The 15167-nt window shown below is 52.6% G+C and carries 13 protein-coding genes; 6 read left to right on the top strand and 7 right to left on the bottom strand.

Annotation, left to right across the window (positions count from 1 at the left end; all coding sequences use genetic code 11):
• Window positions 1–19: 19 nt before the first annotated feature.
• Window positions 20–1408 (bottom strand): hypothetical protein, encoded by a 1389-nt coding sequence (locus tag FYJ53_RS09290; RefSeq protein WP_148427792.1) that lies wholly within the window; start codon window positions 1406–1408, stop codon window positions 20–22.
• On the bottom strand, window positions 1395–2147 hold the full coding sequence (locus FYJ53_RS09285) for an ABC transporter ATP-binding protein (protein ID WP_177190676.1): 753 nt from the start codon (window positions 2145–2147) through the stop codon (window positions 1395–1397). The genes FYJ53_RS09290 and FYJ53_RS09285 overlap by 14 nt, the downstream gene beginning before the upstream one ends.
• Before the next feature lie 133 nt (window positions 2148–2280).
• On the opposite strand from FYJ53_RS09285, the gene FYJ53_RS09280 reads away from it, so the two are divergent.
• Both FYJ53_RS09280 and FYJ53_RS09275 read left to right on the top strand, forming a co-directional pair.
• A complete protein-coding gene (locus tag FYJ53_RS09280) occupies window positions 2281–2487 on the top strand; it encodes a helix-turn-helix transcriptional regulator (RefSeq protein WP_013378840.1) in 207 nt (68 codons plus the stop codon).
• 6 nt (window positions 2488–2493) lie between these two features.
• Window positions 2494–2934, top strand: coding sequence for a hypothetical protein (locus FYJ53_RS09275; protein ID WP_154557278.1), 441 nt, complete (start codon window positions 2494–2496; stop codon window positions 2932–2934).
• Between the two features lie 99 nt (window positions 2935–3033).
• Here the strand turns inward: FYJ53_RS09275 and FYJ53_RS09270 are convergent, their stop codons facing one another.
• The 3 genes from FYJ53_RS09270 to FYJ53_RS09260 form a co-directional block, all read right to left on the bottom strand.
• Entirely contained in the window at window positions 3034–3618 is a 585-nt protein-coding gene (locus tag FYJ53_RS09270; RefSeq protein WP_187367899.1) for a GrpB family protein, read from the bottom strand.
• Between the two features lie 100 nt (window positions 3619–3718).
• A complete protein-coding gene (locus tag FYJ53_RS09265) occupies window positions 3719–4165 on the bottom strand; it encodes a GNAT family N-acetyltransferase (RefSeq protein WP_148427796.1) in 447 nt (148 codons plus the stop codon).
• 78 nt (window positions 4166–4243) lie between these two features.
• Entirely contained in the window at window positions 4244–7564 is a 3321-nt protein-coding gene (locus FYJ53_RS09260; RefSeq protein WP_148427798.1) for an ABC transporter permease, read from the bottom strand.
• Between the two features lie 148 nt (window positions 7565–7712).
• On the opposite strand from FYJ53_RS09260, the gene FYJ53_RS09255 reads away from it, so the two are divergent.
• From FYJ53_RS09255 to FYJ53_RS21830, 4 genes are all read left to right on the top strand, one after another.
• Window positions 7713–8159: an Rrf2 family transcriptional regulator gene (locus FYJ53_RS09255; RefSeq protein ID WP_090410670.1), complete on the top strand. Its 447-nt coding sequence runs from the start codon at window positions 7713–7715 to the stop codon at window positions 8157–8159.
• A gap of 340 nt (window positions 8160–8499) precedes the next feature.
• Window positions 8500–9642 (top strand): HAD-IC family P-type ATPase, encoded by a 1143-nt coding sequence (locus FYJ53_RS21470; RefSeq protein ID WP_227929802.1) that lies wholly within the window; start codon window positions 8500–8502, stop codon window positions 9640–9642.
• A gap of 139 nt (window positions 9643–9781) precedes the next feature.
• Complete coding sequence (locus FYJ53_RS21465; protein ID WP_238054342.1) at window positions 9782–10930, top strand: HAD-IC family P-type ATPase; 1149 nt, start codon at window positions 9782–9784, stop codon at window positions 10928–10930.
• A gap of 101 nt (window positions 10931–11031) precedes the next feature.
• Window positions 11032–12684, top strand: a complete 1653-nt coding sequence (locus FYJ53_RS21830) for a GGDEF domain-containing protein (RefSeq protein WP_148427800.1) — start codon at window positions 11032–11034, stop codon at window positions 12682–12684.
• A gap of 32 nt (window positions 12685–12716) precedes the next feature.
• On the opposite strand, the gene FYJ53_RS09240 is transcribed toward FYJ53_RS21830, so the two are convergent.
• Window positions 12717–13520: an epoxyqueuosine reductase gene (locus FYJ53_RS09240; RefSeq protein ID WP_148427802.1), complete on the bottom strand. Its 804-nt coding sequence runs from the start codon at window positions 13518–13520 to the stop codon at window positions 12717–12719.
• Between the two features lie 99 nt (window positions 13521–13619).
• Window positions 13620–15101: a UDP-N-acetylmuramoyl-L-alanyl-D-glutamate--2,6-diaminopimelate ligase gene (locus tag FYJ53_RS09235; protein WP_227929804.1), complete on the bottom strand. Its 1482-nt coding sequence runs from the start codon at window positions 15099–15101 to the stop codon at window positions 13620–13622.
• Window positions 15102–15167: the final 66 nt, after the last annotated feature.

Here is a 15167-nt window from a genome sequence, read left to right as displayed (position 1 = left end):
TCTGCACCCCACCTCTTTTTTAAATACACCGCATCAGCTGCTCCCGGCTGATCTTTCTGTGGATAAATACGGCCAGCAGCAGATCCGCTGTCAGCAGCAAAATCAGGCTGCCCAAAGCCCAGAGCATCGGACTCCCGGGCAGGAGCCAGACCGCCAGGGCCGGAGCAGCAGCCAGAAAGCTCAGCACCGCCGCCACATAAAGCCCCTGCCGCGGCTTTTTCATCAGCATAGTCGACAGCCCAGTGACGTAGGTCATCAGAAGACTGAACAACAGCCCCGCCGCCAGAACCAGCCACTGATCCGGCGATAACAGGGCTGTTCCGCCGATAAATACAGAAACCACCAGCACCAACAGAACCGCCAGGACGCTGATGATCAGTGAAAACAGAAGGGCCAGCAGCCCCTTTCCCAGAAACAGGGCGCCTGTGCCAATGGGCGTGGACAGCAGGGACTCAAAGGTTTTGTAGGCCCGTTCGCCGCCAATGGTGTACGCCGTCAGATTCACTGTAATCCGGGCCGTTCCGAGGCTCAGTACTGCCAGAGCCACATAAAGGTTGACCCCGCCAAAGAAGTAGTCCCAGAGTACCATAAAAATGGCCGGTGCCAGCGTAAACATCAGCAGGCTGAGCTTAAAACGCCCCAGCGCTTTAAAATACCGCCATTCATGGCCAAGAACTATCAGGCTCTGGCTTCGGATATCCCGCTGATATCCACTCCCCGCCACAGGGTTTTTTCCGCCATCTGCTAAAAGGCCGCCCCTGTTCAGCCGTTTCAGCCGCCAGAGCACCCAGCCAGAGACCAGGGCCGTCAGCACCAGAAAAACAGCGCTCAGCAGCAGTACCGCTGCCTCATCCTGCCTCTGAGATACCAGTGTCAGCAGCACCACCAGACAAAAGCCAATGGGGATAAAAAACCGCTGACCACGGCTCCCGGCCTCCTGTACATCCGCGGAGACCGCCGAGGTGTACAGTCCGGTCAGGGTCAGACACACTGCGCCAAGGATAAAAAGTCCAGCCACAGCAAGCAGCATCTCCCCGCTGACGTCAGGCAGAGCACCCACTGCCGCCTTTAAAATAAGCACCGGCACCAAGCTCAGGCAAAAACAAACGCATGAAGCCTCCAGACAGAAAGCCCCCTTTCCAAACAGTAGCTGCTTCTTTTCCACACTTGTGGACAGAAGGCTCTCAAGGGTCCGCGTTTCCTTTTCAGCCGCAAAGGCCTCAGAAGCCCACTGCCCCAGCAGAAACAGCGGATACAGCACCATGGCGTTCAGCACAAAGGGTCCGGCGGGCCGCCACAGGGACAGCCCGCCAATGGCAAGAGCCCCGCAGGCGTAAAACGCCAGGGTGCCGCTGTCCTTAAGGGACAGACGCCACTGCTGGGTACAGACTGCTCTAATTCCGTCCATATTTTTCCGCCTGCCCTTCAATTTTCATATACAGTCTTTCCAGATCAAAGCCATCTTCACCGGTTTCCTGTCTCAGGGCGTCCAAGCTGTTGGTAAAAATGTTTCTGCCGTGGCGCAGAATCGCGATCTGGTCTGCCATCCGTTCGACCTCATTCAGGTTGTGGGTGGTCAGGATAATGGTGGCGCCACTTTCCTCAGCCAGCTCCCTGAGCATGGAGCGCAGATGCTCGATGCTCACCGGGTCCAGCCCGTTTGTGGGCTCATCTAAAAGCAGCAGCCGCGGACGGTGCAGCAGAGCGCGGATCAGCGCCACCTTTTTCTTCATCCCTGTAGAGAAGCCCTTGACTGCCAGATTTTTTTTATCCAGAATATCAAAGTGCGCGAGCAATGTGTCAATCCGCGCGTCATAATCCTGGCGTTTCATGCCATAAAGCCGCGCAAAATAGCTCAGGTTGTCATAGACGCTCAGTGGCTCGTACAGGCCCGTGTCCTCAGACAGTACACCGCAGAACCGGCGGACAGCATCCCCTTCCGCCTCCGGGTCCAGGCCGCCGACTGCGATCTCCCCGCTGTCCGGCGACAGGAGCCCCAGAATCAGACGAAGCGTGGTGGTTTTTCCCGCGCCGTTGTGTCCCAGAAGCGCACAGATCGATCCCTGCGAGACGCTGAGTGCCAGCTGGTTCAAAGCCCGCACACTCCCAAAGCTTTTGCTCACCTGTTTTATTTCAATAAATGCCATTCTCATCCCTCTCTTTCCGAAAATAGTATAGCACACTATACAATATTTGTATAGTGTGCTATACTATTCTGCGTTGATACTTGTCGTTTTCCTGTTTTTATATTATGATTAGAAAAAAAGCAGGAGCTTCGGAATGAAAACACGTATCCGCGAATTGAGAAAACAAAGGCATATTTCCCAGGCAGAGCTGGCAAAGGCCGTCCGGGTCACCCGGCTGACCATCACGTCCATCGAGAACGAAAAGTACACGGCCTCACTGGCCCTCGCGTACAAAATCTCAAAATATTTTGGCCTGACCATTGAGGAGGTCTTTGATTTTTCAGAAATTGAGGAGGAATAAAAAGCCATGGATCCCTTTAGAAAAACCATCGTCCGGCGTTTAAGGCTCAGCCTGCTCGTCGCTGTCATCGGCGCTCTGGCCGCCATTGCAGGCATTCTGTACAGTCTTCCGTCCGGGGGCCTGCCCGACACCTCTGTCCTCTCAAAAAGCATGGGCCTGTTCGCAGGCATTGAGGCTGTCAGTATTTTCCGAATCCTACGGTATGCCCGCGCCCTCAAGACCCCCGATCAGCTCGAAGCTCTCGAAATCGCCGAGAAAGGCGAACGCAACCAGTCCATTCAGCTGAGAACCTGCCGCAGCACCCTCTACCTGACCCTTGCCCTCCTGGGCTTCGGCGGCATTGTCTGCTCCTTTTTCAACCCGGCCCTGTTCCTCATCCTTGGGGCTATCCTGATTGCAGTCCTCGTGATTTTCCTGGCCTTCTGGCTTTACTACAGGCAGCATTAAAAAAAGGCGGGGTGTTAAATGCACCCCACCTTCAACTGACCGCCTGTAAAAAGACAGAGTCTCTGAATACGCTGCAGTTTGAAAGGCCAGAGCCTTTGCTTACCCCTCGGGCAAATATTTGTTGTTAAATTCTATTTTTGCGATATCCGAATACCGCTTGATAAAATCCGTTTTAGCTTCTGTGTATCCATCCCGGTCGTATTCATACTGCTTCCAGAGCTTCAGCTTCAAGCGCTCGTACTCCCCTGCCACATCGGGATGCGCTTTCAGAAAATCCCTGAAATAAAGCTCAGGCCAATTTCCAAAATATCTCACATGAAGATGGTAGACCCTGTCCGGAAACCCCTGCGGCGTGTAGCCCTTGCTAAAGGACAGCTTTACCGGGTCGTTCTCCCGTGACATCAGTCCCCAGCCAAGGTTTTCCAGCGTCTCAGCTGCCTCGGAAACACTGCAGGCTCCGTCAATTTCCAGCAAGATATCAACAGTCGGTTTTGCGGCCAGCCCCTCAACAGCCGTACTCCCAATGTGGCTGATCCGGACAATATTTTCTGGTTTTACATGGCGGATAATCCGCTGCTTTTCTTCTTCGTACCAGTCTTTATAATTTGGATTATGCTTCTTCAAAATGATGGGAAACAATGTCCACAGCTCCTCCAATGATAATTCCGTTAAATCTGCTTTCACCAGAAATTCTCCATTCTGCATTCTCAGTTAAAACCGTCCCTTGTTTCAGCTTTTCCGATTTCTTCATGCCTTGGCTGCTGTCTCAGGAACCAGTATTCATTTATAAGTCTTTCTTTAAATAAACCATATCAACCAGCTGAACACCGTCCTCAAACATCGGGTGGTCGTAGTTGTCTGTAAAAAAGTTCCTGATTCTGTGGGATACTTTAAAACCACTTTTCTTATAAAACCGCATGATCCAAGGGACATCGCCAGTTCCCACAAGCATTGTTGCATGCTTATCTTTATAATACGAAAATATGTGATCCAGAAGTTTGCTTCCATACCCCTCACCGTGCCATTTTTCATAAGTAGCTATATTTTTCAGTTCACAGATGCAGTCGCTTTCCTGCGTAACGACGCAGACGCTTTTTAAGTCGTCATCATATAAGGCAAATAATTCTCCTCGATATAAGTATTTCTCGATCATCTTCCAATCTTCATCGGCAAGGAGCAGAAGCTCCATAAAATTCACTTTTTCGCTGTTTTCAATGGTTTTTATAATCATTCTGCCTCCGCCATTTTACTTATCCTTACTTCCGTATAACACGACATCATTATTTTATTGAAGGGGTCCTATCAAACGCTACTCAATACTCTTGAGCGACTCAACCATGTCCACTTTTTTGATCACCGGCGCCATGAAGAGATTGACAATCAGGGTAAAGGCCATGGTGAACAGGCAGGCAAAGATATAGCTGCTGGGGTCGATGCCCCGGCCAAACATGACGATGTCGGTCTCGACAGTGGTGATGATAAAGTTGTTTAAGATCACGCCCAGTCCCAGACCGATGAGCATCCCGATAAAGGAAAGAATAATATTTTCCCTGAAAATATAGTTATTTGTCTCCCGGTCATAGAAGCCCAGAACGCGGATGGTTGCAATCTCACGCACCCGCTCCGACACATTGATATTGGTCAGGTTGTAAAGCACCACGAAGGCCAGGGCTCCGGCAGCCACCAGCATGACCAGCACCACCATGTTCAGGCTGCTCAGGCTGTCCGTGGAGGATTTGACAATGCTGCCTGTAAAGCTCACAGACACCACATCGCTGTTCTCCAGCCATTTTTCCCCAAAGGTGTTCTCGGCATCTGTGCCAGTATCCTTCAGGTTAAAATAGGCAATATTGTATTTGACCGGCTCACCTGAAGCGCTCTCATAGGCCTTTGGTGATACATACACATAGTTTTCAATATAATTTTCCGTAATATCCGCGACCTCTATCTTAAATTCCTTATCGTCTGAGTACAGCCGTATGGTGTCGCTCACCTTAATGCCCAGGTCATTCGCGAGCTTTTCGGTGATGATGGCGCCGCTGTCATCCAGATCCAGCTTTTGATCCGGCTCCTTCCGGTGGCGCAGATTGATGAAGTGATTCATATCGCCGGGTGTTTCTGGCACATAGAGGTAAGCGTCCTTCGAATGACCACCATCCGCTAAAGAGACGCTCATCTTCAGCTGTTTGGCCAGCATGGCGTCCTCAACCTGAGGATCAGCCCTCAGTTCAGATTCCAGGGGCGCCTTTGCCTCCAGGGTATCCTCGTTTTTAAAGGCCATCATACCGTCGTATACGGATATCTCCTCAAACTGCTTGGGAATGATGGAGAAAATGGAGTCCTGCAGACCAAAGCCCGCCAGAATTAAGGCGGTACAGCCAGAGATCCCGATAACAGTCATGAAGAAGCGGGCCTTATAGCGCAGGATGTTGCGGGCGGTAACCTTGGAGATAAAGCCCATGCGCTTCCAGATAAACGGGATTTTTTCAAGGAAGATGCGCTTGCCGATCTTCGGCGCCTTTGGCCGCATCAGCTCAGAGGGTTCTTCCCTCAGCTCCACAGAGCAGATAAGGATCGCCGCTCCTACAGTACACAGGATGGTAATAATACAGCTGATGATAATCGCGCCCCAGGGCACTGAAAGCGACAGCTCTGGCACCTGGTACAGCAGGCTGTAAGCGCCTACGATCAGCCTGGGCAGCGTATTAATACCGCTGACCACACCGATGGCGCAGCCCACCACAGCCGCCAGGGCTGCGTAAATCACAAACTTGGATGCAATACTGGCCGGACTGTAGCCCAGGGCTTTCAGAGTCCCGAGTTCCATGCGCTGTTCCTCAACCATGCGGGTCATAGTCGTAAAGGCCACCAGCGCAGCCACCAGCAGGAAGAACACCGGAAAAATGCCGGCCACATTGTCGATACGGTTGGCGTCCTCGCCGTAACCGCTGTAACCTGGGTTATCGCCACGGTTAAACACGTACCACTTGCCAAAGTCTACGTCTTTCAGTTCCTTTTCGCTGTCCGCAATTTTCTGCCGGGCGTCATCCAGCTTCTGCTGTCCCTCGGCGCGTTTTGTTTCCAGCTCAGCGCGTCCCTCAGCCAGCTGGCGTCTTGCGTCGTCCAGTTTCTGCCGCCCTTCTGCGAGCTGCTGCTCTGCCTGAGCCTTTCCCTGCTCAAGCTGCTGCCAGCCCTGAGCAATGGCGGTCTTTCCCTGCTCAATCTGGGCCGCCGCGCTGTCCAGCGCGGCCTTTGACTGATCCAGCTGGGCTTTTGCGGCTGCCAGCTGACTCTCGGCGTCCTTTAGCTGCTGTATAGCTGCGTCCAGTGCCTCTGTCCCCTGGTCATAAACCGGCTGAAGAGTTTGCAGCTGGGCCTTTAACTGGATCAGCGCCTGCTTCTGTTCTTCCGTCCGCTTTTCTTCTGGAATGGCCTCGATGACTGCGATCTGGCTCTTGATGCTGCCGATCATGCCCCCAAGCTGATCCAGCTCGGCTTTTTTATCAGCAATCTGCTTCTCGGCCTCAGGCTTTCCAGCGTCAAAGGCGGCCTTATTCTGCTCATACTGGCTCTGTCCATCTGTATACTGCTGCTGTCCGGTGTTCCACTGGGTTTCTGCGTTCTGCAGCTCGGCCTGCTTCTCATTCAGAGTCCTTGTGGTGGAGACCACCATCTCGTCATAGCTTCTCTGTCCCTCGGCCAGCTCGGCCTCGCCGTCCGCGATCTGCTGTTCGGCTTCCCGCAGCTGCTGCTCGGCCTTTGCGATCTCGTCGTCAAAGGTGGTCTGGGCGTCCAGAAGCTCCCGTTTAGCCTTGTCAATCTCCTGTGTGCCAGTGGTCATAATATCGTCGTAGTTGATCTGAAGGCGTTCCTTCCCCACGCTTTCCAGACGTTTTTCCAAATCTGAAACGGCGTCCTTGTACTCGGCGCTGTAGGCTGAGACACCGTCTGCGCTGGCAGTGGAATAGACATAGGCGTCGGTGTAGCGCTCTGCCTTAAAGACCTCGGGCTTCACCATCATATAAAAGGAAATATCTCCGCTGCCCACCGATGTGGACCCCCGCTCGATGGAGATGTACTGTGGCGAACGGATATAGCCCACCACTGTGTACTCGCTCTGGGACAGGGTATCCTCCAGCTTTTTTTCGCCTACCTCGGGCGACATCCTGATGGTGCTTCCGATGCTGTAGGCGTTCCTGCCTGTGTGAGGGCCAGTAGTGTCCGGCATCTCGATCACGCACTCGTTATCCTTTTCCGGCATACGCCCCTCTAACAGCAGCGGCTGATTCAAGCCGTCCTTAGCCGGTACGGCCAGCACCTTGAACACCGGGCGCTTTTCGCCGTTTTCCACGATCACATCGGTCGAGTAGGCCGGCGTCACTGCTGCCACGCCTTCCACCTTTTTCAGGGCTGCCACGTCGTCGTCGGTAAAGCCGTAGGTGGATACCAGATGGATATCTGCCAGCTTCTGCGCTTCAAAATACTGGTTGGCCGTATATTTCATGCTGGGGCTGGTGCTCTTGACGCCCCCAAAAAAACAGATTCCCAGAGCAATGATTGCCACGATAGACAAAAAACGGCTCAGGGACTTCCGTATTTCCCGCACTGTGTCTTTTCTTAATGCTTTCATACTTCCCTCATTTTCTCATACTGGTTTTATTCTAACACATTAATCTGAAATGTTTAACCATAATTTAAGCGATTAACTTGACGCGTTCGCCATTTCGGGATATAATCAAATTAAACATATTAACTTACTATGAATTGGAGGTATCACGATGCGTATATCCGCAAAGGGGCGCTATGGTCTGGCGGCTATGATCGCCATTGCCCAGGGAGATTTTGAGGGAGACTATGTTCCGGTCATCGTAATTGCGGAAAAGCTGGGGCTCTCTAAAATATATCTTGAACAGGTTTTTTCCCTTCTGAAGCGCGCCGGACTGGTCAATTCCGTCAAGGGCGCCCAGGGCGGCTACCGGCTGACAAGGGAGCCGGACCAGATCAACGCCCACGAAATTCTGACCGCGCTGGAACAGATTCTTTTTGAAAGCACTGAGACCAGTGTAGAAGAGGCTTCACCCGCCATCGAGCACACCATGCAGAAATGTGTCTTCACCCCGCTGGACCGGGCGGTGCAGGAGCACCTTGAAAAAATCACACTGGACGAGCTGGTTGCCGAAGCCGGCCGGTACAAGGGAAACAATCACTTCATGTTTTTTATCTGAGACGGACAAAAGCTGCCGTCCATGGCCATTACCCCATGGACGGCAGCTTTTGCTTTGTAAAAATAAGGAAAAGAAATGAAAAAGTATATGTTAACCCACCACATCATGGTGAGGGATTGTCCGCTGCTTTCGTGCTTTGTTATATCAGTATAATACCCTCGAAATGTGATGGTAACATGAACGCTGTGTGAAAACTGTTTAAATTAAGCCCTCTTTAAGACTTTTTCCTGTCACTCTAAAAACAATAATCTTAAAAAAATAGTAAGAATTTTGACGACCCGGCAGTAAGATTTTGCTGATAGAATAAAACTACAGCAAAACGAAAGGACAGGAAAAAGCCATGAAAAAGCATTCCGCTGCCGGACGGCAGCCCATCACACGCCTGACCCCCGACCCCGAGCTGGGGCTGACCAGCGAGCAGGCCCAGCACCGCATGAGAGCAGGCTGGCATAACCTGACAAAGGAGCAGCTCTCCAAAACCGAAGGACAGATTATCCGGGACAATATCTTTACCTTTTTCAACTTTCTGTTCTTTGCTCTGGCCTTCTGCCTCTTTATGGTAAAAGCCTACACCGATATGCTGTTTCTCGGCATTGTCATCGTCAACGTACTCATCGGCATTGTCCAGGAGCTCAAGGTTAAGCGGACCCTGGACAAAATCTCCCTTCTCTCCGGCCAGAATGCACATGTGGTCCGGGACGGCGCGGTTCAGACCCTGCCGACGGACGAGCTGGTGCTGGACGACATTGTGCACTTTACAGCCGGCAGCTCCATCTGTGCCGACGCCATCTTGTGCGAGGGCACTGTGGAGGTCAACGAAGCTTTGCTGACCGGTGAGGCTGACATCATTGTCAAGCACCCGGGCGACCAGCTGCTCTCCGGAAGCTTTATCGTCTCTGGAAGCTGTTCCGCCCGCCTGGACAGGGTGGGCAGCGACTCCTACGCGGCCAGTATTACCCATGAGGCCAAACGCCGTAAAAAACATCGCTCCCAAATGATGCGTGATCTTGACCGGCTGTTAAAGTTCATCGGTATTGGTATTATCCCTCTTGGGCTCATCATGTTTTTTAAACAGAGCGCCCTCCTGAACACAGGCGTTCCCTATGCGGTCAGCTCCACAGTGGCCGCCATGGTAGGCATGATTCCGGAGGGACTGTACCTGTTAGTCAACATCGCCCTGGCTGTCAGCGTCATCAACCTGGCGCGCCGCAGAACCCTGGTGCATGAGCTGTCCTGCATTGAGAACCTGGCCCGGGTGGATACCCTCTGCCTGGATAAGACGGGCACCCTGACTGAGGGCGTCATGGAAGTCACAGGCACCATTCCCCTCGCCGGCCTCACACAAGAGGCCCTTGAAAGACAGCTTGCCGCTTTTTTACAGGCCTCTGCCTCGGAAAACGCTACGGCCAAGGCCCTCAAAAGCCACTTTCAACAGATCGCTCCCCCCCCTTTCTGTAAAAAAAGAGATTCCATTTTCCTCTGAACGCAAGTGGAACGCCCTTATCCTGAGCGACGGCTCCGCCTGCTTTCTGGGTGCACCCGAGCGGCTTCTGGGCAAGAACTATAGCCGCTACACCCCACAGCTAAAGCCCATCCTGTCCTCTGGAAAAAGAGCCCTCCTGTTGGCCCGCGGCACAGCCGAGGACACCGAATCTCCGGAAAACAGCTGTCTGACACCCCTTGGATTCATTCTTCTCTCGGATAAGCTGCGGGACGACGTCCAGGAAACCCTTGCCTATTTTAAGGAGCAGGGCGTGACCATCAAGGTGATCTCTGGCGACAACGCCGAAACGGTCTCCGAAATCGCCCGGCGCGCAGGTGTGAACGGCGCCAGTGCTTTCATCGACGCCAGCACTTTTAGCGATGACGCGGATATGGCCGCAGCCGCTGAAAACCACAGCGTCTTTGGCCGGGTAACGCCTGAGCAGAAACGCCGGCTGATCTGCGGACTAAAGGAAAACGGCCACACAGTTGCCATGATCGGCGATGGGGTCAACGATGTTCTGGCTCTCAAGGACGCGGATTGCAGTATCGCCATGGCAGCTGGCAGCGACGCGGCCCAGCACGTGTCTCAAATGGTGCTGCTCGACTCAGACTTTTCCGTGATGCCCCAGATTGTCCGGGAGGGCCGCCGGGTCATCAACAATATTGAGCGTTCAGCCGCCCTGTTTCTGGTCAAGAATATCTTTTCCTTTATTCTGTCCCTGATCCTGCTGTTTGCGGCCATCCCTTATCCCTTCCTGCCTATCCACATTACCCTGATCAGTGGCCTGATGATTGGTATTCCCTCCTTTGCCCTGACTTTTGAACCCAATTACCGGCAGGTACACGGACATTTTCTGAGAAATGTGCTGTCAAGCGCGCTGCCGGGCGGTTTGGTCAATGCCTTTAACCTGCTGGCAGTCCTGATTGCCGGCACCCTTCTCGGGATACCCATGGATCAAATCTCTACCATCTGCACGCTTCTGGTCGGTGTGACCGGGCTGCTGGTACTTCTCCGACTCTGCCAGCCGTTGAACCTGCCGCGGGCAGGCCTTGTCGCTGTCATGGGCGTTGGCTTTTTCGGAGCGGCATTCCTGTTTGGCCCCTTGTTCAGCCTGAGCTCTCTTACACTTGAGAGCTGGACGGTGTTTGGTGCCTTTACAGCTCTGTCACCTCTGCTGATGGCCGGATTGACCGCTCTGCTGCAGCATCTTACGTTATGGCCAGCAAAAACTAAAACCTTAAAAGCATCAAAGTCTCTGAGCCTGCGCGAAACCGACAGGCCATAGCTTTGCGGTGGGGTGTGAAACGCACCCCGCCTTTTTTGTTTTCTTTTTCCAAAAGTATGCTACAATATAACTATACTACTTATGATTAAGGAGATGCATCTGTGACAATAAAGGAAAAGAAATGTAAGTTTATTCCTGCCCTGTTCCTGATTTTGCTGGCTATGGGCACCTCTGTCCTTTTATTCCTGTCAAACCTGCTTCCCCACGCCAATAACCGCTTTGAGGCAGGTCCTGTCACCATGCTCGACACCCACTGGACCATTACCGGAGATGGGCTGACCCGTTCCGGCATTACCCTGCCGGCATCTCTCCCCGCCACCCAGGCTGCTCTGACGAACACGCTTCCCGTCACACTTCCTGAGGACGCTGTTCTTGGAATTCCGACAGCTTTCCAGTCTCTGACGGTAAGCATCGACGGCACCGAAGTTTACAGCCTTCCGGCTGACAGCGCTTTTGGCAGCCTTACCCATCTGGTTTCCATTCCAAAGGGCTCCGAGGGCAGAACCGTCACCCTGACTTTTGAGTCGGTTTACCCCACTGCCAATATGTCTGTGGGGAATATCATCCTTGGCAGCCGCACCGCTGTGCTGTTCGGACAGCTTGACAAAGATACCGGGAGCCTCCTCGTGTCGCTGATCATGCTGATCATCGGGATTCTTCTTCTGGCGGTCTCAGGCTTTCTCGCCGGGCCAAAAACCGGGCGATACCGCTTTGTCTGCCTTGGCACCTTCTCAATTTTGGCCTCTCTTTGGATTCTGACAGATTCCAATTTTTTGCAGTTTCTTCCATTCAACAGCACGATGGGTGTTCTCCTGTCCTTTTACAGCTTTACGCTGATGGGTGCTCCCATCATTCAATTCATCAAGCTGAGCAGCCACAAGCGTTATCACAAAGCCTATGACATCGTCACGCTGCTGATGCTGTCCAATTTTCTGCTCAACCTCTGCGTTTCCATGGTCAGCGTCCTGTATCTGCCCAAACTGCTGATCATCACGCACGCTCTGCTCATCAGCGCGATCCTTCTGTTCTTGTGGACCCTTGTGCACAGCTGGGTCAAATGTCACGAAAAGCGATTCAGCACACTGTTTGCCGCCTTTTTTCTGCTGTGTGCCGCAGGCATCATCGACCTGATCCGCTTTTATGACAATCCTGTGGACAATGACAACAGTCTGTTCTTTAAAATCGGACTTTTGGTGTTTATCGGGATTCTCGGCCTCTCAAGCATCAAAGACAGTCTCAACCTTTTCCGGGACGCTGTCCATGTCGAGATTTATAAAAAGCTGGCTTACACTGATCCCACCACCCATCTGGCCAACAGGACCGCCTACGAGCGCGACCTCCAGAATACCCGAAACGCCCTGCCCATTGAGAGCCTGACCATTATTTCCTTTGACCTGAACAACCTGAAGCTCACCAATGATACTCTGGGCCACAGTGTGGGCGACACCCTGATCATCGACAGCGGCGCCTGTATTCACTCCAGCTTTAAAGACTGTGGCGCCTGTTACCGGATCGGCGGCGATGAATTCTGTGTCATTGCTGAAAATCTGGACGCTGCAGTTCTTGAAAACTGCCTTGAGGTATTCGACGCCTCCATTTTGGACTACAATCGGGCACACTCGCCAAAGCTGGATATTGCCCGCGGCTACAGCCAGGGCATGGTCCGCACACCAGAGGATCTCGACACGCTCATCCGTCGGGCTGATCATGCCATGTACACCTGTAAAGCCCATAGTCATTTATCTGAAATCTAAAAGAGGCGGGGTGCATTTCGCACCCCACCTCTTTATTCTTCCCGGAACGGCTTTCCAAAGGCACAGGGCACGCCCACCAGGCACTTGCCGCAGACCTCGCTGCCAGTATCCATGATCCCGCCCTCGGCATCGGCCGCGTAGGAATTGCCGAAGTCGTTGTAGACCGCGGCGTTCTCAGAGCAGACGCCAAAGCATTTTTTCCGGTCATAGCCCTCTGTGGTTAGGGCACCTGAAAAACAGTGGCGTACACATACTCCGCACTTTCCCTCACGCTTATACAGACAGTTTTCCGTGGTGAGCGGCGCGCCCAGCGTCACATCCAGATTGGTGACCACAGAGCTGAAACGCCCACAGCAGCCTGCATCTGTGATGATCATGTTATTAAGCCCAAAGGTTCCCATTCCGGCGAGCCAGGCCATATGGCGCTGAGACCACCGGCTCATAAGCACCTCCCGGTCAAAGGTTGTGGCCTCTGGCGATACCGCAGCCCGGTATCCTCTGGCCTCCAGCTGCTCAATGAGATGGGCGTTCAGCCTGGTAAACAGCGCGTTGGTATCCTCGTAGGCCCTGGCCCATTCCGGCGACGCGTGCCCATCCCCGATGTTGGACTTGGCTGTTTCCCGCGTGAAGGGCAGAAAATAGCAGACCACGATGGCAGCGTCCTCAAGAACCTTCTGCGGCATGACATGGTTTTTATCCGCCACCACCCGAAGTTCCGGGAGCATCGGGTGCGCCGCGTCGGCGAATCCAACCAGTGGCCTCCCCCACTTTGTCGCACTTGTTTTCTCATATTCCCGGACATAGTTTTCGATTATCGCAGTAACATAAGCCTTCAACCTTACTCCTCCTTACTTTCACAATCGTATCACACGTTATCTAAAAAAGTACTCCTCCGTTAAAAAAGCGCCGGGACATCCGATCCGGCGCTTTTTCTTTTATTTTCCAGCTTTCAGCCGTCTCACGGCTTCCTCAGCGGTTTCCCATTCGTTATAATACAGGTTTTCATCCTTCATGGTCTCCTGTTTTTCGTGGCCCTTTCCGGCCAGTACCAGCACATCACCCGCTTTTGGCAGGGTAGCGGCATAGTAGATGGCATCCCAGCGACGCAGCACGGTCTCGCAGGCATCGGTTTTTTCCGCCACAGCCGCAGCCACAGTGTCGATGATGGACTGTGGGTCCTCGCTGGCCGGATTGTCTGATGTCACGATGACATGGTCGGCAAACTCGCCGGCGATCCGGCCCATGATGGGGCGTTTTTCCTTATCGCGGTCCCCATTACAGCCAAAGACCAGATAAACCTTGCCGTCGTACATGGTCTTCACAGATTTCAGCAGGCGTTCCAGAGAGTCCGGTGAGTGGGCATAATCGATGATGATATCAAATTCAGTGTCCAGATCCAGACGCTCCATCCGGCCCTCTACGCCGCTCATGGAAGCCAGGGCTTCCTTGATAACTTCGATGGAAATACCTTCCAGCAGTGCGTTGATAATGGCGGCCATACTATTGTAAACCATGACCTCGCCTGGGATGGAAATAAAAATTTCTTCCTCGCCGTCCTTGGTCACCAGCGTGTAGCGGGTGCCCTCGATGCTGTACTTCATATCTCTGGCGTAAAAATCACATTCTGGGTTCAGCCCGTAGGAGTATACAGCAACACCCTTCTTTTGAGCGCAGCGGTCATACAGCTTTTTACCCCACACATCGTCACAGTTGATGATGTTGGCCTTGGAAGTATAGGTAAACAGCTTGGCCTTAGCTTCAAAATAATTTTCAAAGGTTTTATGGTAATCCAGGTGGTCCTGGGTCAGATTGGAAAAAATGCCGTAATCAAAGGCCACACCGTTGACGCGGTCAAGATCCAGCGCGTGAGACGAGACCTCCATCACCAGGTTTTGGCAGCCAGATTCTACCATTTCCGAGATGATCTCCTGTACCTCCAGCGAATCTGGCGTGGTACGGCCGGCATTGTCAATAATTTCATCCCCGATCTGGTTGTTGATGGTGCCGATCAGGCCGCATTTGCGTCCGTCCTTTTGAAAAATGCTCTTGAGCATATGGGTAATCGTGGTTTTTCCATTGGTGCCGGTCACGCCGGTAATGGAGAGCGCTTCTGACGGATGGCCGTAAAAACGGCTGGACATGGTTCCCAGCATGTGGCGGGCGTTTTTTACCTTGACATACATGATATCATCCTGGTATTCATCCAGATCGTGTTCATAGATTACCAGGATGGCGCCCCGGCTGATGGCGTCGCCAATGTATTTGTGTCCATCGGTTTTCAGTCCTCTGATAGCCACAAACATGCTGTTCGGGACTACCTTCTGGGAATTATAGGCAATATGTTCAATATCAATCTCGGGATTATTGTTCCGTACTTCTACAATCTCCGGATCTTCCAAAATACAATTTAGTTTCATGGGTACCTCAATCAATTTGTTCTCTTATTCGATTAACTTATTAATTATACAGTTCTTCTATGGAAT

The organism is Eubacterium sp. BL-380-WT-2B, assembly GCF_009696115.1.
GTDB classification, from domain to species: Bacteria; Bacillota; Clostridia; order Eubacteriales; family Eubacteriaceae; genus Eubacterium; species Eubacterium callanderi.
This window is presented reverse-complemented; position numbering and strand designations above follow the sequence as displayed.

Bases quoted from the DNA above. Each gene is read 5' to 3' on its own strand.
- FYJ53_RS09265 (WP_148427796.1), bottom strand. From the start codon at position 4,165: ATGATTATAAAAACCATTGAAAACAGCGAAAAAGTGAATTTTATGGAG.
- FYJ53_RS09260 (WP_148427798.1), bottom strand. From the start codon at position 7,564: ATGAAAGCATTAAGAAAAGACACAGTGCGGGAAATACGGAAGTCCCTG.
- FYJ53_RS09285 (WP_177190676.1), bottom strand. From the start codon at position 2,147: ATGGCATTTATTGAAATAAAACAGGTGAGCAAAAGCTTTGGGAGTGTG.
- FYJ53_RS21470 (WP_227929802.1), top strand. From the start codon at position 8,500: ATGAAAAAGCATTCCGCTGCCGGACGGCAGCCCATCACACGCCTGACC.
- FYJ53_RS09290 (WP_148427792.1), bottom strand. From the start codon at position 1,408: ATGGACGGAATTAGAGCAGTCTGTACCCAGCAGTGGCGTCTGTCCCTT.
- FYJ53_RS09235 (WP_227929804.1), bottom strand. From the start codon at position 15,101: ATGAAACTAAATTGTATTTTGGAAGATCCGGAGATTGTAGAAGTACGG.
- FYJ53_RS09280 (WP_013378840.1), top strand. From the start codon at position 2,281: ATGAAAACACGTATCCGCGAATTGAGAAAACAAAGGCATATTTCCCAG.
- FYJ53_RS09255 (WP_090410670.1), top strand. From the start codon at position 7,713: ATGCGTATATCCGCAAAGGGGCGCTATGGTCTGGCGGCTATGATCGCC.
- FYJ53_RS09275 (WP_154557278.1), top strand. From the start codon at position 2,494: ATGGATCCCTTTAGAAAAACCATCGTCCGGCGTTTAAGGCTCAGCCTG.